This is a genomic window from Nocardia sp. NBC_00403, from assembly GCF_036046055.1.
Lineage (GTDB): Bacteria > Actinomycetota > Actinomycetes > Mycobacteriales > Mycobacteriaceae > Nocardia.
Map to the genome: position 1 here is coordinate 4,750,202 of NZ_CP107939.1, position 16,897 is coordinate 4,767,098.

The 16,897-nt window shown below is 66.3% G+C and carries 16 protein-coding genes and 1 pseudogene; 13 read left to right on the plus strand and 4 right to left on the minus strand.

From position 1 onward, the window contains the following. Window positions 1–530 precede the first annotated feature (530 nt). The 3 genes from OHQ90_RS21075 to OHQ90_RS21085 all read left to right on the plus strand — a co-directional run bounded on the left by OHQ90_RS21075 (window position 531) and on the right by OHQ90_RS21085 (window position 3,617). On the plus strand, window positions 531–1,166 hold the full coding sequence (locus OHQ90_RS21075) for a PadR family transcriptional regulator (RefSeq protein WP_328400016.1): 636 nt from the start codon (window positions 531–533) through the stop codon (window positions 1,164–1,166). Window positions 1,167–1,239: 73 nt separating this feature from the next. Continuing rightward, window positions 1,240–2,493: a bifunctional 3,4-dihydroxy-2-butanone-4-phosphate synthase/GTP cyclohydrolase II gene (locus tag OHQ90_RS21080; RefSeq protein WP_328400018.1), complete on the plus strand. Its 1,254-nt coding sequence runs from the start codon at window positions 1,240–1,242 to the stop codon at window positions 2,491–2,493. A gap of 371 nt (window positions 2,494–2,864) precedes the next feature. Continuing rightward, the gene (locus tag OHQ90_RS21085) at window positions 2,865–3,617 is read left to right on the plus strand and encodes an expansin EXLX1 family cellulose-binding protein (protein ID WP_328400020.1); all 753 of its coding nucleotides are present in this window, start codon (window positions 2,865–2,867) and stop codon (window positions 3,615–3,617) included. Between the two features lie 19 nt (window positions 3,618–3,636). Here the strand turns inward: OHQ90_RS21085 and OHQ90_RS21090 are convergent, their stop codons facing one another. Continuing rightward, window positions 3,637–5,328: an FAD-binding dehydrogenase gene (locus OHQ90_RS21090; protein WP_328400022.1), complete on the minus strand. Its 1,692-nt coding sequence runs from the start codon at window positions 5,326–5,328 to the stop codon at window positions 3,637–3,639. Further along, entirely contained in the window at window positions 5,325–5,984 is a 660-nt protein-coding gene (locus OHQ90_RS21095) for a TetR/AcrR family transcriptional regulator (protein WP_328400024.1), read from the minus strand. Before OHQ90_RS21095 ends, OHQ90_RS21090 begins: the two co-directional genes overlap by 4 nt. A 214-nt stretch (window positions 5,985–6,198) precedes the next feature. Here OHQ90_RS21095 and OHQ90_RS21100 point away from each other — a divergent pair, with 214 nt between their 5' ends. The 4 genes and pseudogenes from OHQ90_RS21100 to OHQ90_RS21115 all read left to right on the plus strand — a co-directional run bounded on the left by OHQ90_RS21100 (window position 6,199) and on the right by OHQ90_RS21115 (window position 9,276). After that, entirely contained in the window at window positions 6,199–7,212 is a 1,014-nt protein-coding gene (locus OHQ90_RS21100; RefSeq protein WP_328412979.1) for a zinc-binding alcohol dehydrogenase family protein, read from the plus strand. Window positions 7,213–7,441: 229 nt separating this feature from the next. Continuing rightward, window positions 7,442–8,104, plus strand: a complete 663-nt coding sequence (locus OHQ90_RS21105) for a cutinase family protein (protein WP_328400026.1) — start codon at window positions 7,442–7,444, stop codon at window positions 8,102–8,104. Between the two features lie 97 nt (window positions 8,105–8,201). Beyond that, window positions 8,202–8,444 (plus strand): annotated as a pseudogene (locus OHQ90_RS21110) (alcohol dehydrogenase); the annotation flags it as partial. A 169-nt stretch (window positions 8,445–8,613) separates the two neighbouring features. Continuing rightward, window positions 8,614–9,276, plus strand: a complete 663-nt coding sequence (locus OHQ90_RS21115) for a cutinase family protein (RefSeq protein WP_328400028.1) — start codon at window positions 8,614–8,616, stop codon at window positions 9,274–9,276. A 90-nt stretch (window positions 9,277–9,366) separates the two neighbouring features. Here OHQ90_RS21115 and OHQ90_RS21120 read toward each other — a convergent pair whose 3' ends face one another. Together OHQ90_RS21120 and OHQ90_RS21125 are read right to left on the minus strand one after the other, a co-directional pair. Next, entirely contained in the window at window positions 9,367–11,415 is a 2,049-nt protein-coding gene (locus tag OHQ90_RS21120; protein ID WP_328400030.1) for an SDR family oxidoreductase, read from the minus strand. A 341-nt stretch (window positions 11,416–11,756) separates the two neighbouring features. After that, window positions 11,757–13,463, minus strand: a complete 1,707-nt coding sequence (locus tag OHQ90_RS21125) for a bifunctional metallophosphatase/5'-nucleotidase (RefSeq protein WP_328400032.1) — start codon at window positions 13,461–13,463, stop codon at window positions 11,757–11,759. Between the two features lie 73 nt (window positions 13,464–13,536). Between OHQ90_RS21125 and OHQ90_RS21130 the strand changes: the two genes are divergently transcribed. From OHQ90_RS21130 to OHQ90_RS21155, 6 genes are all read left to right on the plus strand, one after another. Beyond that, window positions 13,537–13,809: a hypothetical protein gene (locus OHQ90_RS21130; RefSeq protein WP_328400034.1), complete on the plus strand. Its 273-nt coding sequence runs from the start codon at window positions 13,537–13,539 to the stop codon at window positions 13,807–13,809. Beyond that, complete coding sequence (locus OHQ90_RS21135; RefSeq protein ID WP_328400036.1) at window positions 13,806–14,213, plus strand: hypothetical protein; 408 nt, start codon at window positions 13,806–13,808, stop codon at window positions 14,211–14,213. Before OHQ90_RS21130 ends, OHQ90_RS21135 begins: the two co-directional genes overlap by 4 nt. Before the next feature lie 172 nt (window positions 14,214–14,385). Continuing rightward, the gene (locus OHQ90_RS21140; protein WP_328400038.1) at window positions 14,386–15,105 is read left to right on the plus strand and encodes a GAF and ANTAR domain-containing protein; all 720 of its coding nucleotides are present in this window, start codon (window positions 14,386–14,388) and stop codon (window positions 15,103–15,105) included. Next, window positions 15,102–15,227, plus strand: a complete 126-nt coding sequence (locus OHQ90_RS21145; RefSeq protein ID WP_328400040.1) for a hypothetical protein — start codon at window positions 15,102–15,104, stop codon at window positions 15,225–15,227. Before OHQ90_RS21140 ends, OHQ90_RS21145 begins: the two co-directional genes overlap by 4 nt. Window positions 15,228–15,354: 127 nt before the next feature. Next, window positions 15,355–16,119, plus strand: a complete 765-nt coding sequence (locus OHQ90_RS21150; protein WP_328400042.1) for a GAF and ANTAR domain-containing protein — start codon at window positions 15,355–15,357, stop codon at window positions 16,117–16,119. Between the two features lie 209 nt (window positions 16,120–16,328). After that, window positions 16,329–16,868, plus strand: coding sequence for a sigma-70 family RNA polymerase sigma factor (locus OHQ90_RS21155; RefSeq protein ID WP_328412980.1), 540 nt, complete (start codon window positions 16,329–16,331; stop codon window positions 16,866–16,868). Window positions 16,869–16,897 lie beyond the last annotated feature (29 nt).

The window sequence follows — 16,897 nt, forward strand, 5'->3', positions numbered from 1 at the left end:
ATCCGTGCCGGCGGTGAACCGGGCGGGCCAGTAGGACAGCGCGTTTGTCCCGAATCGCAGCGCACGGATCCGCTCCTGGTTCGGTGCCAGCAGTGGATCGACCCAACGACGCGGCACCGCCGTCTTCATGATCATCGGATCACCACCGGTGAACAGCACATCGGTGACCTCCGGATGCCGCTGCAAATAGGCGACCATGGTGGCAGGCGCCGAGAGCGCCTGTCGGGTTTCGGAGCCGACGAACTGGGCCCAGCGGAAGCAGTGGCCGCAGTACGCATGACGGGGATGAGAATATGTAAATCGCCTCGAGGAGCTCGACGATGCGCCACCGCAGCGTCTCCAAGTACTGATGCGATCTCGCAGGTGGGTCTCGAGGCTCAACGCGCCCATCTCCGCAGAGGCCCACGCCCTGCATCGGTGAGTTGGACTCGCCGAGTGCGAGGACGGCGGAACTGCACATTGAGTGGGGCGAATTCGCTGCGGAATAGTGTCCTAACACCCGAAATATGCCTAAGAGATATAGTCCTACCGTGACCGATGCCAAGCCTGCCTCCGCAGAGGCCGGGATTCCCGATCTGCCCACGACCAGCTGGGCCGTGCTCGGAATGCTCTCGCACGCCGACGAACTCTCCGGTTACGACCTGAAGAAATGGGCCGATTGGAGCCTGCAATTCTTCTACTGGAGCCCGTCGTTCAGCCAGATCTACGCCGAGCTCAAGCGGCTGGAGAAATATGGCTACGCCACCTCGCGCACCGTCCTGCAGGACGACGGCGTGCGCGGCAAGCGGATGTACGCGATCACCGACGCCGGCCGCGCGGCGGCGGCGCAGTGGGTGAATCACGCGCCGGTGGAGGCACCCGTGCTCAAGCACAGCGTGATGCTGCGGGCCTGGCTCGGCCATCTCGCCGAACCCGAGCGGCTGCGCGGCATCCTGACCGAGCACATCGGCTACGCCGAGAAGATGCGCAAGCTGGCCGAGGTCGATGCCGAGGGCGCCGACGAGAACCCCGACTGGGCCTACCCGGGCGCTGTGCTGCGGTGGTGTGTCCGCCACTACGAGGCCGAGCGCGATTTCGCGCAGAAGCTCCTCGCCGATGTCGACAAGCTCGCCGCCGGGCAACCGCAGAAGCGGGCTCCGAAAGCCAAGGGCAAACGCGCATCCTGAGCTGTCCACTCAGCGGGACTGCCGCTTCCTATGACTAGCAGATATATATCTACTAGTCATATAGGAGGTGGTCATGGGTACCGAATTCGTGCGGCAGCGGTCGTTGGACACGATCGAGGCGGCGCTCGCCGCGCTCGCGGCGGGCAGCATGGTCGTGGTCGTCGATGACGAAAACCGGGAGAACGAAGGCGATTTGGTGCTCGCTGCCGAATTGGCGACGCCGGAGACCATCGCCTTCATGGTGCGCCACACCAGCGGTGTGCTGTGTGCGCCACTGGCGGGTGCGGACCTCGATCGGCTCCGACTGCCACCGATGACAGCGGTCAACGAGGATCCCAAGGGCACTGCGTATACCGTGTCGGTCGATGCGTCTTCCGGTGTGACAACGGGCATTTCGGCCGCCGATCGGGCTCGCACCGTGCGGCTGCTCGCCGATCCACGCACCGGTTATGACGAGCTGACCAGGCCGGGGCACGTGTTCCCGCTGCGCGCGCACCCCGACGGTGTGCTCGGCCGTGCCGGCCACACCGAGGCTGCCGTCGATCTGACCAGGCTCGCGGGGCTGCGACCCGCCGGTGTGATCGCCGAAATCGTGCTCGACGACGGATCGATGGCGCGGCTGCCCGACCTGCTCGACTTCGCCGCTGCGCACGGTCTGCCGATCATTTCTATTGCCGATCTGATCGACTACCGCCGCCGCGTCGAGTGCGCACTCACCAGGGTTGTGGAGACCCGGCTGCCTACCAGATTCGGTGAGTTCCGGGTGCTCGGCTATCGCGACGACCTCACCGGAACCGAAACCCTCGCCTTGGTCTTCGGCGAGCCGCGCCGCGATTCGGCACTGGTGCGGTTGCATTCGGAGTGCCTCACCGGCGACGCACTCGGCTCACTGCGCTGTGACTGCGGCGATCAGCTCGATGCCGCGATGCGTGCGGTCGCGGCGGAGGGCAGCGGTGTGGTCGTGTACCTGCGCGGCCAAGAGGGGCGCGGCATCGGTCTGCTGAACAAGTTGCGTGCCTACGAATTACAGGATCGTGGCGCCGATACCGTCGAGGCCAACCTTGCGCTCGGGTTGCCGGTGGATGCCCGCCGGTATGCGGCGGGTGCACAGGTACTCGCCGATCTCGGCATCCGATCGGTACGGCTGCTGAGCAACAACCCGGCCAAGGCGGCCGGATTGGTGGAGCACGGCATCACTGTGGTGCGGCGACTGCCGCTCCAGTCGACCCCGACCGAACACAACATTCGCTACCTGCGCGCCAAACGGGACCGGATGGACCACCAGCTCTCCGAGGTGGATACGGTGCCGGAACGGGCTACTTCGTAAACGGTGGTGCTCCGGATCTTTTCCGGCTCGCACCGCTGTCGCCGAGGTGAATGCTGGCTATTTGCGGCAAGGTTGCCGCGTTGTGGGTGTTTCCCTGCGAAGATTTTCGTTCGAGACCTGTGTTGCCGTTTCAACTGCTTTCCTGATGCGGTCAGGATGGACAGTCCGCGAGTTGGGTGAGCCGGAAGCCGGGGACAGCGGTGCACCGATTACCGATCAAGCAAGCACACTTCCGCTCGGGTTGGCTGTGGTCGACCCTCGGGGCGATGGTGGCGGCTGCCGGGGTGGTCGTCTGGGTGACACGGCCCGTACCCGCGTGGTGCGACACCACGCACACCGTCAGCGAAGACCTTACGACGGCACGAATACCGATGGCTACCAGTAGTTCCGGTTTCGCAGCGCGGCACACACAGTACCCACCCGATCCCGGTGTGTCCGGCGAGGCGCGATACTACGAGTTCGGTCAGGGCGTGGCCTGTTCTTTTCCGGCCCTGCCTTTGGACGGCTTCTACGTCGGGGTGTCCACGCAGGAGTACGGCAACGCCGACCTGTGCGGCGCCTACCTCGATGTGCACGGCCCGCGCGGCGATGTCCGCGCGCTCATCGCCGACCGCTGCCCCGGATGCGCTCCGGGACAACTGGATCTGAGCGCCGCCGCCTTCGAGCAGATCGCCGAGCAGTCCGATGGCGTCGCTCAGGTCGGCTACACGGTCGTCCGTGACCCGGATCCCGCGCCCGAACTGTTCTACGAGGTGAAACCGGACTCCTCGGCGCAGTGGCTGGCCATCCTGGTGAGCGGATCGGGAAATCCCATCCAGCGCGTCGCGATCCGGCCGACCACCGGCGGTGGCTGGCAGGAACTCAACCGCGGGAGGGACAACTACTGGACGATCTCGGGTGCCGGACCGGGACCGTTCTCGGCTCGGGTTGTCGATGTATACGGGCACCAGGTGGAGGTGTCGGGGATCTCGCTGGAGCCTGGGCAGCGGTTCACCGGTATACGGCTGTATTCGGTCGCGTCGGTGGCGGCGCCGCCGACGGCTTCGGCTCCGATCGCAGCAGCACCGGCACCGAGCACCTGGGCCGTGCAGACGTCGGGCCGGGCCTCGGGCTGTCGGCCCTGACGGGCGGAAACGGTTGCGGTCAGGCGAGTTTCGTGGCCAACGCACGACCGGCAGCCCGGCCGGAGAAGATGCAACCACCGAGGAAGGTGCCCTCGAGCGCGTTGTAGCCGTGTACGCCGCCACCGCCGAACCCGGCGACCTCGCCCGCGGCGTAGAGCCCGGGCAGGACGGTGCCGTCCTCGCGCATCACCTGCGAGTCGAGGTTGGTCTGCAGGCCGCCGAGCGTCTTACGAGTGAGGATATTCAGCCGCACCGCGATCAACGGTCCGTGCGCGGGATCGAGGATACGGTGCGGCTTGGCCACCCGGCCCGCCTTGTCCCCAAAGTATTGGCGCGCGTTGGTGATCGCCATCAGCTGTGCGTCCTTGGAGTACTTGTTGGCCAGTTCGCGGTCGCGGGCGACGATCTGGCGTTCCAGCTCGTCGTGGTCCAGGTGCGGGCCGCGCGCGATCTTGTTCATGCCGTCGACCAATTCGCGCAGCGTGTCGGCGACCACGAAATCGACACCGTGCTGCTTGAACGCCTCGACGGGTCCGGGTGCGCCCTTGGCCACCCGGCTCTTGAGCGTGAGTTTGAGGTCCTTGCCGGTGATGTCCGGGTTCTGTTCGGAACCCGAGAGCGCGAACTCTTTCTCGATGATCGACTGGGTGAGCACGAACCAGGAGTAGTCGTGGCCGGTGGCCAGAATCTCCTTCATCGTGGAGTTGGTGTCGAAACCCGGGAAACATGGTGCGGGCAAACGCTTTCCATTGGCGTCGAACCACAGTGACGAGGGGCCGGGAATGATCCGGATGGCGTGGTCGGGCCAGATCGGGTCCCAGTTGACGATGCCCTCGGTGTAGTGCCACATGCGGTCACGGTTGACGATCGCGCCGCCCGCGGACTCGGTGATGCCGAGCATCCGGCCGTCGACGTGGGCGGGCACGCCGGAGATGAGGGTCTCGGGGCAGGGTCCGAGCCGGTCGGTCGGCCAGTTGCGGCGGATCAGTTCGTGATTGTGGCCGATGCCCCCGGAGGTCACGATTACCGCGTTCGCACGGAACTCGAAGTCGCCGACCACGTTTCGTGACGAGGCTTTGCCGCGCTCCAGATCGGTGTCCTCCAGCACGCTGCCGCGCACACCGACAACAGAGCCGTCCTCGACGATCAGCTCATCGACCTGATGGCGGAAACTGAAGCCGACCAGGCCGCGGCGCTCGCCGTCGAGCACCGGTTCCTGGAACACCCGCACCACCTCCGGGCCGGTGCCCCAGGTCAGGTGGAAGCGGGGCACCGAATTGCCGTGACCGTCGGCGAAGGCCCCGCCGCGTTCGGCCCAGCCGACCAGCGGTGTCACGCGTAAACCCAAGTCACGCAGATAATCCCGCTTCTCGGTGGCGGCGAATCGGACGTACGCCTGCGCCCACCGGCGGGCCCAGTGGTCCTCGGCGTCGCGGTCGAAGCCCGCCGAGCCGAGCCAGTCTTGCAGGGCCAGCTCGTAGGAGTCCTTGATGCCGAGGCGTCGCTGCTCCGGGCTGTCGACGAAGAACAGTCCACCGAGCGACCAGAACGCCTGCCCGCCGAGGTTGTTGCGGTTCTCCTGGTCCAGGACATGCACCGTGCGGCCCGCCTTGACCAGCTCGTGGGTTGCCACGAGCCCGGCAAGGCCCGCGCCGACGACGATGACGTCTGCCTCTTGCGCGAATTCGGGACTGCGGTTGGCCATGTTCATCCTTCGGTTGCGGTGCTGGGTTCGGTCGTTGTGCTGTAGGCCAGTACGACGTGGCACAGGAGTTCGGTGCGTCGGCGGCGCACCCGATGACTGCGTGGTTCCATCAGGACCTGCACGGTAGTGCCGTCGTGCACGGCGACGAGGGCTTGCCCGAGTGCGGCCGGGTCGGGGACGGTGCGCCCGACGCGGGCCAGTGCGGCGACGATGGTCGGCATCAGCGCCGCGACGATCGCTTCCTCGCGGGCGGCCATCGCCTGTCGCAGCGCCGGGGTGCGCAGTGCGTGGGTGGTGAACTCGGCGGTGATGCGGTACCAGGCCTCGTCGATCGGCACCGCACGATCGAGGCGTTCGACCGCCGCGCGCAGGTCGGTCACGCCCTCGACCGAGAATTCGTCGAGAGTGGCCCGGACACCGCCGAGCATGGCCGCGGACCGCTGCTCCCACATCGCGAGAAACAGCTCGTCGAGCGAGGAGAAATTGGAGTAGAACGCGCCTCGGGTGAATCCCGCGCGGTCACACACGCGCTCGACAGTGGAACGGCCGAAGCCGTCCTCGGCGAAGACTTCGTAGGCGGCTGTGAGCAGGCGGTTCTTGGTTTCGATTCGGCGGCGGGTGACCCGTTTCGCTGGGTTCGCCGCAGCTGTGGGCGATGCCAAGGCGAACCTCCCTTTTGCTGGACCGGCTGCTGGATCTTGGATACATCAATGTATCCGATACAGAGATGTATCAGAAGCGAGTGCCGCGAATTCGGGAAATCGAATGGGTAGGGTCGAACTCAGACCGTTGTCTCGGCGCGTGCCGGGACCCATACGACCTTCCTGCAGACAGCGAGGAGTGATCGATATGAGCGAGGTTTCAGGCGCCGCGTCGATGATCGGCTGGCGGGTGCGGCGGCCGGGACCTATCGATGGCGGTCCGTTGGACCGCGTTCGCGCGCCCGTGCCGCAACCCAGGTCAGGTGAGCTGTTGGTGCGGGTGCTGGCATGCGGAGTCTGCCGGACCGACCTGCATGTGGCCGAGGGAGATCTGCCGGTGCATCGGCCGGGCGTGGTGCCCGGGCACGAAATCGTCGGGGAGGTAGTGGCGCTGAGCCCGGGCGTTCGTCAGGGCGGCGAGGATGCCTTCGCGGTCGGCGATCGAGTAGGGATCGCGTGGCTGCGGCATACCTGCGGGGTGTGTCGGTACTGTCTACGCGGCGCTGAGAATCTATGCCCGCAGTCGGAGTACACGGGGTGGGATGTGGACGGAGGATACGCCCAGTTCGCTACGGTCCCAGCGGCATACGCGTTGCGACTGCCCGCCGGCTACTCCGACATCGACACCGCCCCGCTGTTGTGTGCCGGAATTATCGGATATCGCGCGCTGCAGCGGGCCGCGCTGCCGCCGGGCGGTCGGCTGGGGATCTATGGCTTCGGTGGCAGTGCGCATATCGCCGCCCAGGTGGCGCTGGCGCGTGGTGCGCAGGTGCACGTGATGACTCGGGACCAGGCCGCCCGCGAGCTGGCGAGGGATCTGGGCGCCGCGTCGGTGCAGGGTGCCGCGGATCGGCCTCCGGTCCAACTGGATTCGGCGATTCTGTTCGCGCCGGTCGGAGATCTGGTGCTGCCCGCGCTGGCGGCGCTCGATCGCGGCGGCGTGCTCGCCGTCGCGGGCATCCATCTGAGCGACATCCCGGTCCTGAACTATCAGCGGCATCTGTTTCAGGAGCGGGAAATTCGGTCGGTGACCGCCAACACCCGCGCCGACGCTCGTGAATTCCTGGCGTTGGCAGGCAGACACCGTATACACCTGACCGCGCGGGGCTACTCCCTCGATACCGCCGACCGCGCGCTCGCCGATCTAGCACACGGACGTTTCACCGGCGCAGCGGTTCTTGTCCCTTGAGTGGGCGCAGCCGGCGAACCAGGTCAGTGCGTGGCGTACTGCCGCGCCGAGCGTCGGCGCCGCCGCAGATCAGGAGGTCGGGGCAGCGGGCGGATGACCCACGGCCGCTCGCGTTCGGTTGCTCGACGGCTCCTCGTAGCCTTCCTACAATGAGGATGTGTAGCCGAAGAATTGTCACTGACAATCGTCAGAATCTCGGCTTCTCACAATGGCGTGAGAGGCGATCGCGATGGTCAACCGGAAGGTATCTCTGTTCGACAAGGGGCGGGCGACCCGGGCATTCGCGGTGCTACTGCTCGCGGCCGGAATCACGGCGACGACAAACCTGGGATTGCACGCATGGGCCGAATCCTGCGCGGATGTCGATGTGGTGGTTGCCAGGGGCACCCAGGAATCGGGGTACCTCGGCTCGATGGTCGGTGATCCGCTGTATGACACACTCCGGCAAGCACTTCCGGTGAGCGCCAGTCGGTACCGCGTGAACTACACCGCGGACCTGCTCGACCCGGCATCGCTCAGCCGCGGTACCCAGGACCTGACCGAGCACGTCATCCAGCAGTCGGTGAACTGCCCGGATCAGCGGTTCATCCTGGTCGGCTACTCGCAGGGCGCGGTCGTCGTGCACGGTGTCCTCGGCACCGGCATCGTGACCACGCTGCCCGGCATCCACTCGCTGCCCGGCGATCCGGAACGGAAGGTGGCGGCGGTGCTGCTGTTCGGCGATCCGCTCCGAGCCATCGGCGGGAGTGTCCCCGGCCAATTCGCCGAGCGAAACGCGGATTATTGCGCAGGCGGTGATCCGGTGTGTGGCGGCGGAATCGACCCGACCCAGCACTCGAACTACGGCTGGGCGATGTGGCCGGCCGCCTGGTTCGCGGCGAGCCGGGTCTAGAACCACCGGGAAATCCGCGCGGCGGGACTTGGCAAGGCAGTCATAGATCCACAACGGTCGCGCCGGCATCGCCGCGGCAGCGATGATCAGCTGTGTGCTCGCCATCGCGGGTATCCGCTCTCAGCGGCATCCCGGCGCCGAACCATCAGCGGCACCTGTTCCAGGAGCGGGAAATTCGCTCGGCGACCGCCGATACCCGCGTCGAGGCACGTGAATTCCTAGTGCCGGCAGGCGAACACCGCATATACCGGACCGCGCGGGGGTACTCCCCGGATACGGCGGACCGCGCCCTCCCGCGGATCTCGCGCACGGGCGTTTCACTGGCGCAGCGGTTCTCGTCACTCCAGCGAGACCACCGAGGACACGATTGTGCGGTAACTCGGTATCGCTCGGGTCCCGTTGCTCGACGGCAACTCCGGTCGTCCCTACTATCGCGTATATAGCCGAGCAATTGTCACTGACAATCGTCAGAATCTCGGCTTCTCACAACGGCGTGAGAGGTGATCACGATGGTCAACCGGAAGGTTTCTCTGTTCGAAAAGCGGCGTGCGGCGCGGGTATTCGCGGTGCTATTGCTCGTGGTCGGAGTCACAGCGACGACGAATCTAGGAATGCATGCATCGGCGGATGACTGTGCTGAGGTGGAGGTGATCGTTGCCAGGGGCACCCACGAGCCAGGGTTCCTCGGTTCGGTCATCGGCGATCCACTGTATGACACACTCCTGCAAACACTTCCGGTGAGTGTGGACGCGTACCGCGTGAATTACCCTGCGGATCTGCTCGATCCGGCATCGCTCAGCCGCGGTACCCAGGACCTGACCGACCGCGTTATCCAGCAGTCCGCCTGGTGCCCGGATCAGCGGTTCATCCTGGTCGGCTACTCGCAGGGCGCGGCTGTCGTGCACGGTGTCCTCGGCACCGGCATCGTGACCACGCTGCCCGGCATCTACCCGCTGCCCGGCGATCTGCAGTGGAAGGTGGCGGCGGTGCTGCTGTTCGGTGATCCGCTCCGGCTCATCGGGTGGAGCGTCCCCGGTCATTTCGGTTGGCGCACCGCGGATTATTGCGCAGGCGGTGATCCGGTGTGTGGCGGCGGAATCGACCCGACCCAGCACTCGAACTACGGCTGGGCGATGTGGCCGGCCGCCTGGTTCGCGGCGAGCCGGGTCTAGAACCACCGGGAAATCCGCGCGGCGGGACCGACTGGAGTCGGCCCCGCCGCCGGTGTGTTCGGGGACCCGTGCGTCCCCGAGCGGTAGGCGCTACCAGTGCAGGCCGGGGACCACCCTGGCCACCCGCGCGGCGGGGCTCGGCACCGCCATCAGCGGGAGCAGCACCGGTGCGAGGGCGAGCAGCGCGCTGCGCTTGGGCGCCGGCACCGACTGGCGTTCGTCGGAGTCGGCGATCGGCACGGCCGGGACCGTTGCGGGAACGCCCTGTGCCGCATGGGATTCGCCGAACATCCGGAAGCCCTGGTGCATGATGGTGCGTTTGACCGTCGGCATCAGCAATTCGACGGCCTGGGCGAAGGTACCGACGGGGGTGTCGATGCGGTCGGGCCGGTCGGTCAGCGCCCGCACGACGATGGTCGCGGCCTGGTCCGGGTCGGGGACCGGGAGGGAGCGGTAGAGGTCGGTGGGCGCGATCATCGCGGTGCGGACCAATGGCATCCGTACCGAGGTGAAAGTGATTCCCGCGTCCTGATTTTCGACTGCAGCGATCTCGCTGAAATTGTCGAGGGCCGATTTGCTCGCCACATACGCGGCGAAGCGCGGCACCTTGGTCTGCACGGCGATCGAGGAGATATTGACGATGTGTCCGAAGCGTCGTGCCCGCATCGAGGGAAGCAGGGCGAGGATGAGCCGGACCGCGCCGAAGTAGTTGACCGCCATGGTCCGCTCGAAATCGTGCATGCGATCGGTGGAATTGAGCACCGAGCGGCGGATCGACCGACCCGCGTTGTTCACCAGGTAGTCGACGTGACCGTGGTCAGCGAGCAGGCTGGTGACCAGCGCGTCGACGGCGTCGGCATCGGTGATGTCGCATGGATAGGCATGGGCCGCACCGCCTTCGGCGCGAATGGCGGCGGCGGCCGCGAGCAGGTCGTCACGGCCGCGGGCGACCATGAGTACGGTCGCGCCGCGTTTGGCCACGGCATGCGCGGTGGCGAGACCGATGCCCGACGATGCGCCGGTGATCAGGACGGTTCGCCCGGTGAACGGGTCACCGTTGTCGGTGGCATGATCGCGGTTCGGGTCGAGGTTTTCACGCCAGTAGGCCCAGAGCCGCTCGGCGTAGCTGTCGAAGGACGGCACCGACAAGTCGGTGCCGCGCAGCTGGGCGCGGGTGGAGTCGGAGATGAACTCGGCGGAGAAGGACGTGTGTGGCGCGACGGCGGCCGGAATTCCCATCTGCTCCAACAGGAAATCGCGCACGGTGGGAACGCCGGGGATATGCGCGAGGCCGTTGAGCGCGAGCCCACTGCCGGGCACCGTGCCGATCCCGGTCGGTGCGCCCGCGGCTGTCGCCAGTGCGGCGTAGATCTCGCCGAAGGGCTGCGGTTCGGGATTGACGAGGTGGAAGGTGCGTCCGTCCAGGCCGTTTCGGCGCACCAGCTCGACCATGGCGGCCGCGACATAGTCGACAGGCACGATGTTCGTCGCGCCGAGATCGGGCAGCGGCACGGGCAGATCGGTGGGCAGGGCACCCAGCTTGGCGATGGCGGGGAAGAAATAGTACGGCCCGTCGATCTTGTCCATCTCGCCGGTGCGGGAATCACCGACCACGATGGCGGGTCGATACACGCGCCAGCGCACGCCGCTCGATTCGCGCACGAGCTGCTCGGCGGCGAACTTGGTGCGGTGATACGGCGAGGTCAGGCGCTGGCCGAGGTCGAAGTCCTCCTCGAAGAACTTGCCCTTGTGATCGCCCGCGACGGCCACCGAGGAGACGTGGTGCAGCACCGCGCCCAGCTCGCGGGCCAGCGTGAGCACGGAGTGGGTGCCCGCGACATTGGCGGCGTGTGCGGTGTCCTCGTCGGCGGTCATGTCGTAAACAGCGCCGAGGTGGATGATGTGATCGGCCTGCGGCGCGTCCTTGTCGAGTCCGAGCCTATGCGCGGTGAGATCTCCGACCAGCGCGAAGACACGCTCTCCGCCGTGCCAGTTTTCGGCCAGCTCGGTGAATTTCGCCAGCGATCCGGCGCGCACCAGCACGTGCACAATGGCGTCGGAATCCGCGTCCAGGAGTCCCTGCACGACCCGGCGCCCCAGAAAACCGGTACCGCCCGTCACGATGTAGGTAATAGCCATCGCAATCTCCTGCTTCTTGTTCGAACCATGTTGTCGGACAACGCTCATCCGGCATGCAGCAGTGAATGCGGACATCTGGTGATGTCGGCCCCCGAGCGATAGCGGTCGGGCCGAAGTAGGTGACACCTTCCTCCTACTGGTGAGTAACTTTAGTTCGGTCAGCGCGGCCGGGGCAAGCCACCAGGCCCTGTCTGGGCTGTGGGTTTGGTCACCGTATGTGCAGGTCAAAGGGTATGTGTTACACAGAATTTCAGTTACCTGAAGTAATGACTGGTCGTCTGTCCAGATTGTCTGCTGGTGTGTGATCACCCGCACACGGGCGATTGCCGGTGCGTTGCGAGCTAACGCTTTTCGGCACGGCCGGCGGGTACTTGCAGCGGTGGGCGGCCCATCGCATACGCCTCGAAGGCATCGAGGTCGATAGGTCCGACCGTCTTGTCGAGACCCTCGGTGAAGACGGTGAAGCCGTCGCCGCCCGCGGCGAGGAAGCTGTTGGTGGTGATCCGATAGCTGGCGACCGGATTGAGGGGCAGGCCCGCGATGCGGATGCTGTCGGCGACCACCCGGGTGCCTTTCGGGGCGGAGGCGACATAGGTGTAGGTGAGTCCGGCGGGCGACAACACGGTGGGCTTGCCCGGGTTGTCCCACTGCTGTTCCAGTAGACGCAGTACCTGGCTGCCGGTGAGGGTGACGGTGACGACCTGGTTGCCGAACGGTTGGACGGTGTAGATATCGCCGTAGGTGATCTCGCCGGATTTCAGATCGGCGCGCACGCCGCCGGGGTTCATGAAGGCCGCCACCGCGGCGGCGGGCGCGGACGAGGTGGCCGCCAGCATGGAGTCGGCGATGACATCGCCGAGTGGCGATTCGCCGGAGGCCGCCGGTTCGTGTGCGAGCGTCTGCGCCGTTGTGCCGACCACCCGGGCCGCCCGGGGTGCGGCCTGGCCGGTATAGAAAGCGACCAGGTCGGCGGTGGCCGAGTCCGGGGTGACCTCGCGGGTGACCACCCGATTCACCGCCGAAGCCCGCACCTTATCGGTGCCGAATGTCAGGGTGATGTCGGTGATCAGCCTGCCGTAGGAGGCGGCCTGGGTGATCACCTTGCCCTCGATCGTGCACACATATGGTTGATGGGTGTGCCCGGTGACCAGCGCCCGCACCGCGGGGTCGGTGCGGGTGGCGAGCGCGGTGACCTCGGGGGTGATGTTCGCGCAGCCGTTGTAGTCGACCGCCGCGTCGGGGCCTGCCTTCTGGACGCCGCCATCGTGCAGCAGCGCCACAATGGTTTCGGCGCCCGCCGCCTTCATCTCGGGCACGTAGGCGTTGATCGCGTCGATCTCGTCGCCGAACGTGAAGCCTCGAATGCCTTCGGGGAAAACAATATTCGCGGTGTCGGGGGTGACGGTGCCGACAACGCCGATCCGGTGGCCGCCGACTTCCAGCATGGTCCACGGGCGCAGCGCCGCCGGCAGTCTGCCCTGGGCGTCGGTGACGTTCGCGGCCAGGTACGGGAACTTCGCCCCGATGAACGGCGCGCTGGGCGAACAGCCGTCCGGTGCACAGCCGCCCTGCTGGATACGCGCCAATTCGATGACACCATTGTCGAATTCGTGATTTCCCACCGCCGACGCGGCCAGTCCGGCGGAGTTCAGAAAAGAAATCGTCGGCTCGTCGTGGAACAGCCCGGACATCAGCGGACTCGCGCCGATATTGTCACCCGCCGCGACCACGGCACTGGCCGGATAGGCCTTCTTCAGCCGCGCCAAATGCGTGGCGAGGTACGCGGCCCCGCCGGCTTCATATCCGGCGATCTTTCCGCTCGAACCACTCGGCGGCTGGAGGTTGCCGTGCAGATCGTTCAGTCCGAACAGGTGCACCTCGTCGGGCTGCGCGGCTCGCAGGTCGTCGGTGGAGATCAAAGGAATCACGCCGGACACGGTGGCAGCGGTCGGACCGCTGTTCTGCTGCGACCCGGTGCCGCAGCTCGCGACCAGTGTGACGCTCACGAACCCGGCCATGACCACGGCGATGCGACGGTGCGCTCTCATGACCGAGACTTTCCCATGTCGCAGCCCGGTATGCACCCGGTCTCGGCAAGCCATATCCGAGTACACTTCCGATATGGCGAGAGAGCGTAAGACTCGGAAGGTGACGGTCACAGTCCCCGAGGAAATCGCCGTGACCCTGGACAAATGGCGTGAGGGCGGGCGGATCGAATCGGTTTCGCAGTTCGTCGCCGAGTCGGTCCGGCAGCGCATGGACCGCGCACAATCTGTTGCCACCATCGAACGCGTCTACGGTGGCAAGCCGCCGCTGGAGATGATCAATCACGGACGCGCACTATTGGGCTTACCGCCCCTGACCGAGGATGAGTACGCGGCCGGCGCCGCGTGAACCCGCCGACCCTGACCGGCGTCGTCCTCGATCTCGGCGCGGTCCTCGGCTGGTGCCGACGGGATCCCTATCCGCACGCGATCGCTTGGGCCACAGCAGGATCCGGCAATACGATCGTCGTTCCTGCCGCGGTGCTCACTGCGGCGAGGGCGCTGGTGCCCGCCGATCAGCTGGATATTCTCGCGGCGCTGCTCGGCATGCCGCACACTGTGGTGCCGGTGCTCGACGTCGGCATCGCCGCCGACATCGGCGGCTTGCTGACCGGGCATGCCGACGCCGACGCGCTCGTCTCGGCGGCGCACGCGGTGCACGAAGCCATCTCCCGAAATTGGTCGGTGCTGACCGATCGCGCGCCGGTGCTGCGGCGGTTGCACGCCGAGGTGCAGGCCGACACCATTCCGTAGGCGGACCTACGTCTTGCCCCTCGGTTCGCGGGCCCTTCGGCCCTGGTGTGGAGAGTTGGCGTTTCGTATTCTTGCGATGCGTCGGGGGGTCCATTGTCGGAAGCGTGACGAATACCAGAAGAAGGAACCGTCGAATTCGCAATGGGGGCAATGGTCGTGAGTAGTTCGTAGGATGAGTGTGGCGCAGTTCGATCACCTGACCGATGACTTCCTGTCGGCGCTGTCGATCGGCGGTGGCGGGATCTCCGCGCTGGCCGATGCGTGCGTGCGGGTGTTGCCGGTGCGCCGCGCTGCGATCCTGATGCGGGAACGCGATGCGGGGCTGCAACCCTGGTGTGTGAGTGATGGTGTCGCCGTCCTCGTCGAGACGGTGCAGACCACCCTCGGCCAGGGGCCTGCGGTGGAGGCCGTCACGCAGGGCGTCCCGGTGTTGCTGGCCGACCTGGCGGCGAGCGGCGAGCGCTGGCCCGGTTTCGCCGCGGAGCTCGCTCGCATCGAAAGGATTGGGCACCCGAGGATTTCCGGACCGATGGTCGCGGTGCCGTTGCACCTGGGTGCGGTCCGGTTGGGTGCGCTCGATCTCTACGGCGAGCATCCCGGTCTGCCGCGGCCCGCAATGATCTCTGCGGGGCTGCACATTGCCGATCTGGTGACCGCACAGCTGGTCGCAGGCGCTGCGCAACCGGGTCATGGTGTGCCCCGGTGGCGGGATCAGCCGTTGACAAGCGGTGTGATCCATCAAGCGGCCGGAATGGTGATCGGGCAGTTGGGTATTCGCGCGGCGGATGCCTACGCGCGGTTGCGTGCCTATGCCTTCGCACACGGGATGTCGCTGGCCGAGGTGGCCGAGTCGGTGGTCGCCAGCCGGATCCGATTCGACGCCGCCGATTGATCGCCGACGACCTGGGCTCACTCCGGTGGTTCGACGACGATGTCGGCGATGTCGATCCGGCCCTCGACGAGGTCGGCGGCGAGGTCGGCGAGGCGAACACCGGTGGTGCGGGCATACCCTGACCGTGCACGACACCGTGTACGGCCGGGTCGAGCCTGCCGTCCATGGTTACATCCGGGAGCCGGGCGTGTCGACCCACCGATTGTGTACGAGAGCAACGGAATTCGTCGGCATGGCCATACCATGGAAATGTCGGCGAGTGCGGCGCTGGACTCGACAGGACGATCGGTCTTCGCGTGCGGGGTGGTGCGGGTGTCGGACAGTCAGGTGCTGGTTGCGGCAGTGTCGCGGCTCGCGGACGCGGTCGCCGTTGTCGGCGAGACCCCGCGGATGGTGCGGCAGCTGATGGACAGCGCCATCGACGTGCTGGATCTGGCGGGCTGCACGGTGACGCTCGTCCAGGACGGGCCGGAGAGATTCACTGAGGCGACACCCGACGCCTTGTTGGAGGTCGAGCGCTGTCAGCACCGCACTGGACGTGGCCCGTGCGTGGCCGCGATGCGGCACGGCGCACCCATCGCGGTCACCAACATCGGCTGTCGGCGTGCGGTGTGGCAGGAATTCTGTGCCGAGGCAGTCCGACAACAGGTTTCGTCGGTAGTGGTGGTACCGATGCGGTCTGGGGATGTCACAGTGGGTGCGCTCGGCATGTACACCCACGAGCCACGCGACTGGACCGAACAAGATCTCTCGGTGGGCGGTTTGCTCGCCAGCATGGCGGCCGGGCACATCGTCAAGTCGACCGCCATTCGTCGCCAGGAACAGCTGACCGAGCAGCTGATGCACGCGCTGGATACCCGGATCATCGTCGAGCAAGCCAAAGGTGTGCTCGCCAATGCCGGGCGGACGACACCCGATGCCGCCTACGAGCTCATCCGAGCCCATGCGCGGACCAATCGTGTGCCGGTGCAGGCGGTCGCCAAAGCCATCGTGGAGCTCGGGCTCCGGATCTGATTCTGCCCCAGCCATTCTCGGCATTCACCGCATCGACGAATTCGCGACGGCACCTCGATAGAGACCGGTAGTCTGACGAACGGTGGATCCGATGGCCCCTGTCCCTGGCCGGATTCGTTTACCACACAGCACCGTCCATGCCCTCGACGGAGTGTTTCGACGTATCTCCTTCTTGTCGTATCACTGTTTGTCAGGGGGCAATCGTGACCATGCTCGATGCAGAATTGGTGCACCGCATCGGTAATGGCGATCGTGACGCATTTGCGCAGTTGTATCGCCGCACGCGAAACCTGGTATTTCAGCGAGTTCTCGCCGTTGTCCGAGACCCTGGATATGCCGAAGAAACGTGCCAGGACGTCTACCTGGAAGTGTGGCGGTGTGCGGGTGGCTTCGATGAACATCGCGGATCGGCACTGACGTGGTTACGGATGCTTGCCCATCGGCAGGCGGTGGACCGGGTACGGCACGAGCGGGCGACCGTCGACCACAATCACCAGTGGGGCGCCCGCGCCTACCAACCGCCCATGGATGTGGTCGCCGAGGAAACCCTGCGCAACCACGACCGCGAAGCCGTCCGCCGGAGCCTGACCGGTCTGAGCTCGCTGCAGCGCGAATCCATCACCCTCGCCTACTATCGCGATCTCACTTATCCGCAGGTCGCGGCCTGCCTCGGTATCGGGCTGCCCGCCGCGAAATCCCGGATCCGCTCCGCGCTGCAGCACCTGAGAACGGATCTTGCCGAGCAATAGCGCCCAGTCGCCGGATGCGGTCGCCGCCG

Bases quoted from the DNA above. Each gene is read 5' to 3' on its own strand.
- OHQ90_RS21080 (WP_328400018.1), top strand. From the start codon at position 1,240: ATGGGTACCGAATTCGTGCGGCAGCGGTCGTTGGACACGATCGAGGCG.
- OHQ90_RS21085 (WP_328400020.1), top strand. From the start codon at position 2,865: ATGGCTACCAGTAGTTCCGGTTTCGCAGCGCGGCACACACAGTACCCA.
- OHQ90_RS21090 (WP_328400022.1), bottom strand. From the start codon at position 5,328: ATGAACATGGCCAACCGCAGTCCCGAATTCGCGCAAGAGGCAGACGTC.
- OHQ90_RS21100 (WP_328412979.1), top strand. From the start codon at position 6,199: ATGATCGGCTGGCGGGTGCGGCGGCCGGGACCTATCGATGGCGGTCCG.
- OHQ90_RS21105 (WP_328400026.1), top strand. From the start codon at position 7,442: ATGGTCAACCGGAAGGTATCTCTGTTCGACAAGGGGCGGGCGACCCGG.
- OHQ90_RS21115 (WP_328400028.1), top strand. From the start codon at position 8,614: ATGGTCAACCGGAAGGTTTCTCTGTTCGAAAAGCGGCGTGCGGCGCGG.
- OHQ90_RS21120 (WP_328400030.1), bottom strand. From the start codon at position 11,415: ATGGCTATTACCTACATCGTGACGGGCGGTACCGGTTTTCTGGGGCGC.
- OHQ90_RS21125 (WP_328400032.1), bottom strand. From the start codon at position 13,463: ATGAGAGCGCACCGTCGCATCGCCGTGGTCATGGCCGGGTTCGTGAGC.
- OHQ90_RS21130 (WP_328400034.1), top strand. From the start codon at position 13,537: ATGGCGAGAGAGCGTAAGACTCGGAAGGTGACGGTCACAGTCCCCGAG.
- OHQ90_RS21140 (WP_328400038.1), top strand. From the start codon at position 14,386: ATGAGTGTGGCGCAGTTCGATCACCTGACCGATGACTTCCTGTCGGCG.
- OHQ90_RS21150 (WP_328400042.1), top strand. From the start codon at position 15,355: ATGTCGGCGAGTGCGGCGCTGGACTCGACAGGACGATCGGTCTTCGCG.
- OHQ90_RS21155 (WP_328412980.1), top strand. From the start codon at position 16,329: ATGCTCGATGCAGAATTGGTGCACCGCATCGGTAATGGCGATCGTGAC.